Origin of the sequence: Pedobacter gandavensis (genome assembly GCF_032678745.1) — a bacterium.
Taxonomy (GTDB): domain Bacteria; phylum Bacteroidota; class Bacteroidia; order Sphingobacteriales; family Sphingobacteriaceae; genus Pedobacter; species Pedobacter gandavensis_C.
Map to the genome: position 1 here is coordinate 493,167 of NZ_JAVTST010000003.1, position 12,538 is coordinate 505,704.

A 12,538-nucleotide genomic window follows, 5' to 3' on the forward strand; every position below is an offset into this window, starting at 1 on the left:
AAAGATTTAATTTTATTTTATATAAGTACAGCAATGCAGGAAACCAAAATTTTATGGGCCGACGATGAGATCAACTTATTAAAACCACATATACTATTACTAAACGAAAAAGGATACCATGTGACCACCTTTACCAATGGCAATGACGCGCTGGAAGCCTTTGGTAAAGAACACTTTGACCTGGTGTTTTTAGATGAAAATATGCCGGGCCTTACCGGATTGGAAACCCTTACTGCTATCAAGAACATCAGAAATGATGTACCAGTAGTATTGATCACCAAAAGTGAAGAAGAAAACTTAATGGAGGATGCGATTGGTTCAAAAATCGATGACTATCTGATCAAGCCAGTGAACCCAAAACAGGTATTATTGACCATTAAAAAGATCATTGACAATAAGCGGTTAGTCAGCGAAAAGACATCTATGGCTTATCAGCAAGATTTCCGCAGACTTGGCATGACCCTGAATGACAAGTTAAGTTATGAAGAGTGGGTAGAAGTCTATAAGAAGCTTGTATTCTGGGAACTGGAGCTGGAAAAACTGGATGATCCACAGATGCACGAGATCCTGACCATGCAAAAGTCAGAGGCCAATGCACAGTTTTCTAAATTCATTGAAGACCATTATCTGGGTTGGGTAAATGGCAAAGAGAAAGCGCCTTTACTTTCTAATGAGCTATTGAAAAGAAAAGCTTTTCCACTTATTAATGACAATAATGTTCCAGTATTTTTCATCCTGATTGACAATTTACGTTATGATCAGTGGAAAATCATCAATCCTTTAATTACAGAACATTTCCGCCTGGAGGAAGAAGATACCTATTCGAGTATTCTGCCTACAGCGACACAATACGCGAGAAATTCGATTTTCTCAGGCTTAATGCCTTTAGAAATGGAGAAACGCTTCCCTAAGCTCTGGCAAAATGACGATGATGAAGGTGGTAAAAACTTACATGAAGGTGCTTTCCTAACGGAAAACATCAAAAGAACCCTCAGAAAAGATTGCAAACATAGTTACCATAAGATCCTTACTTACGACGAAGGGAAGGCTTTGAATGAGCAGGTGAATAACCTGTTGCAGAACGATTTTAATGCGATCGTCTATAACTTTGTAGACATGCTATCCCATGCCCGCACAGACATGCAAATGATCCGTGAGCTGGCGAATGATGATGCGGCCTACCGTTCTCTTACCCTTTCCTGGTTTGAACACTCTCCTTTGATGGAATTGCTGAAAAAACTGGCTCAGAAAAAGGTGAAATTAGTGATTACAACAGATCATGGAACGATCCGTGTAAAACATGCGAGTAAAGTGATCGGAGATCGAAATACAAATACGAACTTACGCTATAAACAAGGCAGAAACTTGAATTATAACGCCAAAGAGGTGTTCTTGATTAAGAATCCACATGAAGCACAGTTGCCAAAAATCAACATTAGCTCCAATTATATCTTTGCAAAAGAAGACCGTTATTTTGTTTATCAAAACAATTACAATCAGTTTGTAAACTACTATAATGAAAGCTTCCAGCATGGAGGAATCTCATTGGAAGAAATGATCATTCCAGTAGCTACTTATAGCTCTAAATAGTCCATATTACATCTTGCACTTACATTGGCAGTCTACCTGAAAAGAAATCAGGTAGACTACCAACAGTGGGCTAAGCCATGAGGGTACTCCTCGGGACTTGTTAGAGGACTGCTAGGGGTTTGCTAGGCTCTGCTCCCTAATACCAGGCAGAAAAACCGGGAACAGCCCTCCTCTTAGACACAATTCCCTGGCCGATCTACTTCCATTCTATTCGCATTTTTGTAGATCACTATAATTATTGCTTATTTTTGGCTGCCTGGAGCAAGACAATTTCATTTGATTGAACCTTTTAATTGCAACCTTTTTTTTAAAGCAACAGCATGGTTTAATGAAGCTTCAGCATAGATAAAAAACAATAATAAGCCAATGAAAATTGAGGTTAAAAATTTAGCTGGCCTGGATCAGGCGGCTCAAAAAGTACTTGAATTTGCTCAAAATGAGCGCATTTTTATCATTGAGGGAGAAATGGGTGCTGGAAAAACGACTTTTATCAAAGCCTTAGCCAAAGCATTAGGCGTTACGGAAGTGGTTTCTAGTCCTACTTTTTCAATTGTCAATGAATATGATGGCAACGGACGCATCATTTATCATTTTGATTTTTACAGGATCAAAAATCTTCAGGAAGCCTACGATATTGGTTACGAAGAATATTTTTATTCAGACCATATCTGCTTGATTGAATGGCCGGAGAAAGTGGAAGAACTCTTGCCAGAGCATTATGTTAAAATTGAAATTACTGCCCCCGGAGAAACGGAAAGATTACTGTCAATTTCCAGAATTTAAATTCCAAGTACACTTATTTTCAGGTATTTTGCTTAATTTCAGATCAAATATCTATAAATAAAATGGCTACAGGATTACGGGAAGGAATGGCATCTATTGCTCAAAAAGGACTGATACAGCCCAAAGAGACTATGTCGGAAACCAACAAAAAAACCAACAGTCTTTATATTGGCATTCCAAAAGAAATTTCATTTCAAGAGAACAGGATCGCACTGACACCATTATCTGTTGCATTATTAATCAATAACGGCCATCGGGTGATTATTGAAAGTGGTGCAGGAATTGGAGCTAATTTCTCCGACAACGACTATAGTGAACAGGGTGCTACCATTTCATTTCATAAGAAAAGTGTGTTTGAGGCCGATATTCTGGTCAAGATAGCACCCCCAACATTGGAAGAGATCGCGATGATGCACAAAGGGCAAACGCTAATCTCTGCACTTCAAATGGGTGGACTAAAAGAAAATTACCTGAAAGCATTATTGAATAAAAAGATCAACGCCCTCTGTTTTGAAAATCTTCGAGATGAAGGTGGGATTTTAAGTGTGGTGAGGGCAATGAGCGAAATCGTTGGTGCAACGTCCATATTTATCGCTGCAGAATATTTGAGTTCCGCAACCGGAGGCAAAGGTTTGATGCTTGGCGGCTTTACCGGAGTCCCTCCAACCGAAATTGTCATTTTAGGGGCTGGAACGGTCGGAGAATACGCCGCGCGTACGGCACTATCTCTAGGCGCGGAAGTAAAAGTGTTCGATAGCTCACTCTATCGCCTTAGAAGGCTTCAAAATAACTTAGGGAGCAGGGTCTTCACTTCTGTGATGCAACCTATCGTTCTGAGCAAGGCAATTACAACCTGTGATGTCGTAATCGGCGCCATTCGGGCAAATCACGGCAGAAGCCCTTGTATTGTCATGGAGGAGATGGTAATGCGAATGAAACCGAACTCAGTGGTGATTGATGTGAGCATTGACCAGGGCGGTTGCTTCGAAACTTCAGAAGTGACGAACCATAGCAATCCGGTATTTAGAAAACATGAGGTCATTCACTACTGTGTTCCAAATATTGCATCACGTGTTCCAAGAACTGCCTCATATGCACTCACCAATATTTTTGCACCAATCTTGCTCGACCTCGGCGACCTCGGTGGCCTTACCGGTGTGATTTGGAGTAAACCCGGAATTAGAGAAGCATTATATATATATCAGGGACACCTCACTAATAAAGACCTGGCCAGCATGTTTAACCTCCCCTATAAGGATATTGAACTGCTAGTGGTTTCCAATCAATAATAGATGATCCAATCCATTGCTATGTTTTTGTGGATTTCGTTCTTTTTTCAAGAGCAGCTTCCTGAAAAGAAAACAATTCGAAAACCAATAAAGGTAGTCAGCAGTTTTGCAGCCTACCAGCAAGCTTATCAGCGTCATCCAAATCAGGAGTTACTGGAGCTTAAAAAAGAAATCCCTGGTATCTTGCTAGATATTCGATATGCGACCAGGAACAACTTTATGAAGCTTGCAGTTTATAAACAAGCCCGCGCTTTTGCAAGAAGACCGGTAGTAACGCAACTGAAAAAGGTACAGGCAGTCCTGAACAAAAAGGGCTATGCTCTAAAAATATACGACGCTTACCGACCATATACGGCCACAAAAATGCTGTACCACAAAGCCAGCAACAAGAGCTTTGTGGCCCATCCAAATGTAGGTTCCAGACACAACAGGGGCTGCGCAATAGACCTTACCCTCATAGAAACCAAAAGCGGGAAAGAGCTGGAAATGCCCACTCCGTATGATAGCTTTTCGCCACTGGCAGCAGCCAATTATAAGCTGCTCCCAGTCGCCATTCTAAAAAACCGGAACCTATTGATTCAGGTTATGCAGGACCATGGTTTTCGGGTATTATCAAATGAGTGGTGGCATTTTGATTTTCAAGACTATAGAAACTATGATTTATTGGATATCCCCTTTGAAAAATTATAATTTGCCGTAATGTCCTTCTTTTAGCTTGACACGATCGCCCTTGATCTCTATCAGAAAGATATGGCTGTATTCATCCTCCGTAATCTCTTTTAAAGTACTGGAGCCATTAAAGGCCGAAATAATTCCTAAAAGCCGGTTGGAATGCCCACAAATGACGATATTTTTCCCTTTATAGTTATTTAAAATAGTATCTGCGAGCGCTTTGTAGGCCGTAGATTTATACAATTGCAAAGGTAAATGCTGTGCAGCAGCCAAAGGAGCTAATGTTCCTCTGGTTCTTTTGTAATCGGTACTGAATAAGGCCGCCATTTTATTTCCCTTCAGGTATTTGGCCAATTCAATTGCCCGCGTTTCACCTGCCGAGCTTAAAGGCGGATCTTTATCTTCTGGGTTTTCCAGGTTCTTTTCCCCGTGTCTGACTATCCAGATCTTTGTAGTTTGAGCCTGCAGACCATAACTAGCGACCAATAGCAGGAATAAAAATAACAAGCGTTTCATTTTGATCATATAAGTGGTTATAAATCTTCCGATATTTAAGTAATGATGCAACCAAATCATTAATCAGGCTTCCATCTGGCTGCAACAGTTATTTCTTTTTTAAAACGGATAAAAATACAGCTATTAATCAAACAGATGTCCTGGTTTTTTGCCCATTTATGGAGCTTACTTTAACCCGTTGACTTTATTAAAAAAATAAACTTTGTATTTATCCTTAATTCAATTCATCCTATGTACTAATTTATTAAATTAGTTTTATGAAATGCGTTGCATACACGATAAAATTCATACGGGTAAAATCCCTGCTGCTACTCTCTATTGTCGCGCTGACCATAAACGTGGGCTATGCCCAGAATTTTGAGTTTTCAAATAACAGAAAGAAAGATGCCATCAATATGATTCTGGTGAAAAATCTGATCATTATTCCGGTTTTAATTAATGAAAAAGGACCATTTAACTTCATTTTAGACACTGGTGTTGGTCCGATGATCATTTCTGATCCAAGTATTACCGACAGTTTAAAGATTAAGGATTTACGTACGATAAAAATCGCAGGTTTAGGTAAAGGAAACGAAATTGAAGCGTATGTTTCCAGTTCGATTCATGCCCGCGTTGGTAAAGCCAGCATGGATCACGTCCCTACAGCCTTATTAAAAGAGGATTTATTTCGACTGTCAAGTTTTGTAGGAATGCCTGTTCATGGGCTATTGGGCTATCATTTCTTCAAAAGTTTCATTGTAGAACTGAAATACTCTGCTAAAAGAATCATTTTCTACCTGCCCTCTCATGGTAAAAAAATCAAAGGAGAACGGATTCCTTTAGAAATGATCAACGACAAACCCTATACAAAAATACAAATTGAATCACCGGAGCTTGGCACTTTAATCTTAAAAGTGCTGGTAGACAATGGTGCCAGTCATGCGATCTCACTGGAAATTCTAAATAAAAATCCCTTTCCTCTACCCCCTGTTTCCATTTTAGCCAATCTGGGCGTTGGATTAGGTGGCCCAATCAGTGGTCATATCGGCAGACTTCCCTCGATAAAGGTTGGCTCTTTTGAACTGAAAAACGTACTCAGTTCTTATCCAAAATACGAGGAAGTTGCAGCAAAAGTATTGGTCAATGATCGAAATGGAAACCTGGGTGCGGATATTCTCAGCCGTTTTGACATTACTATGGATTACGAAGATGGGGCGATGTATTTGAGAAAAAACGGGAATTTTAAACGCCCATTTCAACATGATATGGCTGGAATGGAGATTTTCATGGAAGACAACCAGCACAAGCGTTTTTTTATTGGTAGAATAGAGCCCAATTCACCAGCAGAAGAAGGCGGATTAGAAGCAGATGATGAAATTGTGTACTTGAATTTCGTCCCAGCCAGCAATTATTCCTTAACAGAGATGAACAAGGTTTTCCGAGACGGAGACGATAAAACTGTCATTGTAACCATTCTGAGGAAAGGCGACCTTCGCATTCGGGTCATTAAACTTAAACAAAGAATATAAAATCTGTTGATTCTTATAACTTTGTCTCCAGATTTAATCCAAGACCATTATTTTCAAGCATGTCCAAAAAGCTCGTTTATACCGTATTAGTTGCCATTAGTATTTTTCTGAGCTGTAACGCCGAATCCAATCAAGAAAGAAGAAATCGTGCGAGGGAATTGTCTTTTGACACGATAAAAGGCATTAAGTACCATGAGGTAAAGCGCCGTTTCAGTACCGGTTTATCTTTTAATGAAATGGGTTTCCAACAAGAACCTAGCTGGATCATTCAGTTTAAGTCCAATGATTCTATCATGGCTTATAGTCCGCAAAAAAAAAGAATGCAGACGTTTTTCCTTCAATATGACCATGGTGATGTCTATAACTTCGCAAAAGAATGGTTTAGAATTAAAAAGATCAGTAAGGATAGCGTCCTGATGCAACGTTTACAAGTGACAAAAAGGGAAATTGCAAAAGATATTCGGTCGGATGTGAACATCACCTATTATTCGGAAGATTACATTCAAAATGTCCTTAAAACAACACCGGAAGCCTTACAAAAACCAACGAAAGCGGATACTTTGTATATCCAGAAATTGACTGCAGCCTCCAATCAAAAACCTGCGGATGTTAAGCTGGCTTTTGCAGGACGTCAACCTGTCGTTTTTCAATCTTTGAGCGATATGATTAAGGTTGAAAAGTTGAGTGTCGTAGATCGAATCAATGGCAAAACGGAGGCTTATGATTACCTCTTTCCAGAATACAGAATAGACATTTTCAAGGCTTATGAAGACTTCGGCTATGATTTTAGTGCAATCGTTGATGCCAAGGGCAAAATGTATCTAGGCAAGTTCCGTGTTTCTGACCCGGAAAATTATGAACCAAGGAAAAAAACACTGGAGGCCATTATCAATGTTTACCTTCAAAACCTACTTAAGATCAAGCCAGGAACGACCCTGGGCATCCCACACTCCAGCGAGGTAAACCTGAGGATCTCAGGTAAAAAAAACACGGGTTAAAGCGCTTAAAATTTGCATTTATCAAAAAATGAAGGGTCTGTGTATTATTAAATATATTCCGTATATTGCACACTTAATTTATTAATAAATAATACAATGCAAGAAGGAACAGTAAAATTTTTTAATGTAACTAAAGGTTTCGGATTCATCGTTCCGGCTAACGGAGATAGCGAAATTTTTGTACATTCAACAGGCCTTATCGATGAAATTCGTGAAAACGACAAAGTTGAATACGATGTTGAAAGCGGTAAAAAAGGGTTGAATGCGATTAATGTTAAAGTAATCTAGATTATTAAAAACATAATTGTACAGCATCGCGAGCAATCGCGATGCTTTTTTGTTATAAAGGGTCTTTATTTTCTCGTTTTAAGGAGTTCAAATAAGCGTTCAGGTTCATTAGTGGTGATGAATTCGATGTCCTGATCCAGTAGCCAGTTCATGTCTTCCAGGGTGTTCACCGTCCATGCATTCAAGGTCAAACCAAGGGCTTTGGATTTTGTAAACCAGTCGCCATTTTTATAGACGGAGAAATGATAATCTGCCCCATCAAAACCCGATGCTTTTAGCTTTTCTAAAGTCGCATCCCCATTGAGGTAAGCCACTCTTGCATTTGGTTGCAAAGCCAGTACTTCTTCCCCAATCGCGTAACTGAAACTAATGTAATCTACCCAGGCGGTTGCACCAGTTTGTTGTACCATAGCCACCGCTTTCCTGGTCATTTGAAGGTCCCATTCTGCGCGGTTTTTTGTCGGTTTCAATTCCAGGATCAGCTTTGTCCCTTTTTGCGTCTTTCCGACTTTTAAATAAGCCTCCAGAGTAGGAATACTTTCTCCATTACTCAGCTTTTTTTCCAACAACTGCGTATAAGTTGATGTCGCAATTGGTATCCCCAGGAAGTCAGGGTCATGATTGACCACCAAAATGCTGTCCATAGTCATATGGACATCAAATTCAGCACCATAACAGCCCAACTTTATCGCTTCTTTTAAGGAAGCAATGGAGTTTTCAGGCAAGCCCTTTTTCTTCCAGGCGCCACGATGCGCAATCACTGGGTTTTTATTCCATGTTATCTTATTTTCCATCAGAGGGGCTTTTATTCCGATTGTTGTACATAGGGCTACCATCGCTATGGCATAAATTGAACTGGTCATGATGCTATTGGTTTATATAATGCTACAAAAGACGGGATCACAAGGTTAATTTAATACTATTATATCTTTAATTCTATCAAAACCAAGATTCATTCTCTACCTTTAAGCTTCATCAAGCTAATTCATGAACAGCAATTACGAACTTTTAATTTCAAAAGTTAATGAATTTACGCAAAAGTTTTACCTGAATAAACTGTTGCGAGGCAGCATTTATGCCGCAACTTTCCTGCTAGCCTTGTACCTGGTCGTTTTCCTACTGGTGTATTATACGCAGCCTGGAGTTTCCATTAAAACGCTGTTGTTTTTTAGTTCTATCACATTTTCCATCATTGCCATTGGCATATGGATTGTCAAACCTGCCCTTTCTTATTTCAAACTGAGTAAGAACCTAAGTATTGAGGAGGCAGCATCACTAATTGGTGATCATTTTTTCAATGTAAAAGACAAGTTGCTAAATACGCTGCAATTAAAGGCGCTGGCAGATAAAAATCCAGCACATAATGAGCTCATTATGGCCGGAATTGATCAAAAGATAAATGACCTGAAGCCAATTCCTTTTAGCAGTGCAATCCGTCTGAATGACAATAGAAAATACCTGCGTTATTCCCTGTTCCCCTTAAGTATTATCATTTTGATCGCCATTATTGCCCCCTCCATACTAAAAGAAGGAACCAGCAGTTTTGTTCAATACAACCGGGAAATTCTGCCACAAGCCCCCTTTAATTTTGAATTGCTCAATGAAAAATTAATTTGCGCTCAGGGAGATGACCTGACTTTAAAGCTTAAACTCAGTGGAAATGAAATTCCTCAGGAGGTTTATATTTATGATGGACTGAATACCTATAAGCTTGAAAAAAAAGACCCTACTCATTTTCAATACACTTTCAAAAATCTTCAGAAGAATAAAGAGATTCGTTTTGCTGCAGGGGGATTTAACTCCCTGCCTTATGTGATTGAAGTGAAAGCGCGACCAGCAATTGTAGCCATGACTGCCGATCTTCATTATCCAGGCTATTTGGGTAAAAAGGACGAAACCATCACTAATGCCGGCGATTTATTATTACCTGATGGAACCACGGTCACCTGGAAGTTAACTGCCGCAAATAGCGATCAGCTGGTTTTTACATTGGACAAAAAGGAGCAGTTGCTTCGGTCTAAAAACAACATTTTCACTTTTAAAAGCACGTTACGCAAGAGCGGCGAATACCGTCTGAGTCCAAAAAACAGTGCTTTTGCAGGAAGTACCGACTCTTTAGTGCATCAAATTGGCATTATTGCAGATGAATATCCAAATATTTCTATAGCCGAATCGCCCGATTCTTTAAGTAGTAAGGCGCTCTATTTCAACGGTAAAATTACAGACGACCATGGGTTCAGCTCAGTGAAATTCAACTATATAGTCAGAGAAAATGGCCAGATGAAAAATAAAGTCAGCCAGTCAATCCCAGTTAAAAAGACCCAGTTGGAAAATGCTTTCTTCTTTTTCTGGGACCTGAATCGGGCAGGGATTAAACCCGGACAACAGCTAGAATATTACTTTGAAGTATCAGATAATGATGGCGTAAATGGTCCAAAAACGACTAAATCCCAGATAAAAACGTATGAACTTCCTTCGATTCAACAAGTAACAAAAAAAATTAATCAGGGTAGTCTGGCGGTCAAACAGAAAATGGATGAGGCCATTAAACTGGCTAGCGCAGTAGAAAAAGAAAGTAAAAAGCTGGGGGCCGCATTATTAGACAAAAAAACCTTGAACTTCGATGATAAGAAACAGATTCAACAGCTGCTAGACAAGCAGAAACAGTTGGAAGAAACGGTTAAATCACTCAAACAGCTGAATGAAAAGAACAATTTTGATAAAGAAGAGAATGCTGCGGTAAAAGAAGAACTCTTGGAAAAACAAAAGAAAATCGATGAGTTGTTTAAAAATGTGCTTGACGATAAAACCAAAGCCTTATTGGAGAAGTTGCAAAGCTTAATGGATCAAAATAATAAAGACCAAACGCAACAGGAACTCTCTAAAATGCAACTGGACAATAAATCTTTAAAGAATGAGCTGGATCGTATTCTGGAGCTTTATAAACAGCTCGAATTTGAACAAAACCTACAAAGCAATATTGACCGGATCAAACAGCTCTCCAAAGATCAAAAAGCCCTTTCTGAGCAAAGTAAGGATCAAAAAAAATCAGCAGGAGATTTGAAACAGCTACAGGAAGAACAACGTTCGACCTTTGATGACATTCGTAAGGAATTAAAGAGTCTACAGGAAAAAAATGACCAGCTGGAACGGCCAAATCCTTTCGAAAACCCGGAAAAAGAGGCTAAAGACATTCAGCAACAGCAAAAAGAGAGTAAGGAGAACCTGGATAAAAATGACCGTAAGAAGGCTGCTGAAAACCAGAAAAAAGCTGCGGAACAGCTAGAACAGATGGCAAAAAAGATGGATGATATGCAACAGCAATCATCGGAAATGGAGAACAACCTAAATGTTCAGGAACTGCGTCAGCTATTGGAAAATCTCTTGAAAACATCTTTTGATCAGGAAAAAGTGATGCTTAATTTGAAGAAATTGAGTAGCAATGATCCACTTTACACCTACAATGTGCAGCAACAGAGGCTGATCAAGGACAACATGAAGACCATCGCGGATAGCCTGTTTTCATTGAGCAAAAGGGTTCCTCAAATTGAGAGTACCGTGAATGAAGAGCTGCAAAAGATCAATTTCAATATGGATAAGAGTCTGGATAATCTTGGCGAAAGGAATACTGCTGCCGCAAATAAAAACCAGCAGTACACCATGACTTCCATCAATAATTTATCATTAATGCTTAATGAAGCTTTAGAACAGCTCCAAAAGATGATGAAAAATTCCAGTGGTGGCGGAAAAGGGAAACAGAAACAAAGCATGAAACAGTTGCAACAAATGCAACAGCAGCTCAACAACAGCATGCAGAAAACGAAAGATCAGCTACAAAAAACGGGGAATAAAGGCAATGTTCCAAAAGGCCAGATGTCTGAAGAGTTTGCTAAAATGGCGCAACAACAGCAAATGATTCGAGAAGCTTTGCAAAAGATCAATAGAGAGGAGAATAAAGATGGTAAATCTGGGTTAGGGAATCTGAATCAAATGATCAAAGACATGAAGGCCACAGAAAACGATCTGGTGAATAAGCGTCTGGAACAGGAAACACTCAACCGACAAAAAGACCTGCTTACGAAGCTTCTGGATGCCAATGATGCACAAAGAGAACAGGATCAGGATTCAAAAAGAGAAAGTAAAACCGGAAAAGACTTGCCTCCTTCTTATCAGCAGATGCTGGATAAGTTCCGAAAAAATCAAACAAATGAGACGGAATGGATTCAAAAATTACCTCCTAGCCTAAACTACTATTACAAAAATAAAATTGCGGAATATTTTAAATTGCTAAATTTGGCCCAATAATTCTATATCCAAATGGCAAAACCTGCAGTTCATTTTTTCACCGAAGACCTTAGTTATACCCTTAAAAAGAAAACCATACTTAAGGCCTGGATCAAGGCTATAATTGAAAAAGAAGGTTATTTATTACAGGAGTTGAACTTTATTTTGTGTTCAGACGAATATTTACTGCGTATAAACCAAGAATACCTTAATCATGACACCTATACCGACGTTATTACTTTTGATAACTCAGAAGAGCTTAAAATGATTGTTGGGGATATCTTTATCAGTCTGGAGCGTATTCAAGAAAATGCGAAAACATTTAAGCATACCGTAGCCGAGGAATTGTACCGTGTGATGGCCCACGGCACATTGCACCTTTTAGGATATAAAGACAAGGGAAAAGCGGCAAAAACATTGATGACGGAAAAAGAAGATGAGTCTCTTGAGTTATTCAAAACGATGGAATCTGCTTTATAGTCGTTTTATGATTTGGTGTTCATAGGTAGTATCCGTCCGTTGGTCGGAATTTAAAGACAGATGGTCTAATGAACGTCAATTTATTGAAACGTTTGTCTGGCAAATGCGTCTTATCTCTGAAAGATTTACG

The 12,538-nt window shown here is 39.2% G+C and carries 11 protein-coding genes; 9 read left to right on the forward strand and 2 right to left on the reverse strand.

Annotation, left to right across the window (positions count from 1 at the left end):
- The first annotated feature begins 33 nt into the window (after positions 1-33).
- The 4 genes from R2S10_RS13560 to R2S10_RS13575 all read left to right on the forward strand — a co-directional run bounded on the left by R2S10_RS13560 (position 34) and on the right by R2S10_RS13575 (position 4,352).
- Positions 34-1,590 carry a bifunctional response regulator/alkaline phosphatase family protein gene (locus R2S10_RS13560; RefSeq protein WP_316840960.1) on the forward strand — a complete coding sequence of 519 codons (1,557 nt, stop codon included), beginning with the start codon at positions 34-36 and terminating at the stop codon, positions 1,588-1,590.
- Positions 1,591-1,956: 366 nt separating this feature from the next.
- Positions 1,957-2,373 carry a tRNA (adenosine(37)-N6)-threonylcarbamoyltransferase complex ATPase subunit type 1 TsaE gene (tsaE, locus tag R2S10_RS13565; protein ID WP_316840961.1) on the forward strand — a complete coding sequence of 139 codons (417 nt, stop codon included), beginning with the start codon at positions 1,957-1,959 and terminating at the stop codon, positions 2,371-2,373.
- Between the two features lie 62 nt (positions 2,374-2,435).
- Entirely contained in the window at positions 2,436-3,662 is a 1,227-nt protein-coding gene (locus R2S10_RS13570; RefSeq protein ID WP_316840962.1) for an alanine dehydrogenase, read from the forward strand.
- A gap of 3 nt (positions 3,663-3,665) precedes the next feature.
- Complete coding sequence (locus R2S10_RS13575) at positions 3,666-4,352, forward strand: M15 family metallopeptidase (protein ID WP_316840963.1); 687 nt, start codon at positions 3,666-3,668, stop codon at positions 4,350-4,352.
- Here R2S10_RS13575 and R2S10_RS13580 read toward each other — a convergent pair.
- Positions 4,347-4,859 carry a histidine phosphatase family protein gene (locus R2S10_RS13580; RefSeq protein WP_316840964.1) on the reverse strand — a complete coding sequence of 171 codons (513 nt, stop codon included), beginning with the start codon at positions 4,857-4,859 and terminating at the stop codon, positions 4,347-4,349. The genes R2S10_RS13575 and R2S10_RS13580 overlap by 6 nt on opposite strands.
- Before the next feature lie 248 nt (positions 4,860-5,107).
- Here R2S10_RS13580 and R2S10_RS13585 point away from each other — a divergent pair, with 248 nt between their 5' ends.
- The 3 genes from R2S10_RS13585 (at position 5,108) to R2S10_RS13595 (ending at position 7,644) form a co-directional block, all read left to right on the forward strand.
- Positions 5,108-6,358 carry an aspartyl protease family protein gene (locus R2S10_RS13585; RefSeq protein WP_316840965.1) on the forward strand — a complete coding sequence of 417 codons (1,251 nt, stop codon included), beginning with the start codon at positions 5,108-5,110 and terminating at the stop codon, positions 6,356-6,358.
- A 59-nt stretch (positions 6,359-6,417) separates the two neighbouring features.
- Positions 6,418-7,356, forward strand: a complete 939-nt coding sequence (locus R2S10_RS13590) for a hypothetical protein (protein WP_316840966.1) — start codon at positions 6,418-6,420, stop codon at positions 7,354-7,356.
- Between the two features lie 96 nt (positions 7,357-7,452).
- Positions 7,453-7,644, forward strand: a complete 192-nt coding sequence (locus R2S10_RS13595) for a cold-shock protein (protein WP_037441187.1) — start codon at positions 7,453-7,455, stop codon at positions 7,642-7,644.
- 65 nt (positions 7,645-7,709) lie between these two features.
- Here the strand turns inward: R2S10_RS13595 and R2S10_RS13600 are convergent, their stop codons facing one another.
- Positions 7,710-8,438 carry a glycerophosphodiester phosphodiesterase gene (locus R2S10_RS13600; RefSeq protein WP_316840967.1) on the reverse strand — a complete coding sequence of 243 codons (729 nt, stop codon included), beginning with the start codon at positions 8,436-8,438 and terminating at the stop codon, positions 7,710-7,712.
- Between the two features lie 193 nt (positions 8,439-8,631).
- Between R2S10_RS13600 and R2S10_RS13605 the strand changes: the two genes are divergently transcribed.
- Positions 8,632-11,949, forward strand: a complete 3,318-nt coding sequence (locus tag R2S10_RS13605; protein ID WP_316840968.1) for a DUF4175 family protein — start codon at positions 8,632-8,634, stop codon at positions 11,947-11,949.
- Between the two features lie 12 nt (positions 11,950-11,961).
- On the forward strand, positions 11,962-12,408 hold the full coding sequence (gene ybeY, locus R2S10_RS13610) for an rRNA maturation RNase YbeY (protein WP_316840969.1): 447 nt from the start codon (positions 11,962-11,964) through the stop codon (positions 12,406-12,408).
- The last annotated feature ends 130 nt before the right edge of the window (positions 12,409-12,538 follow it).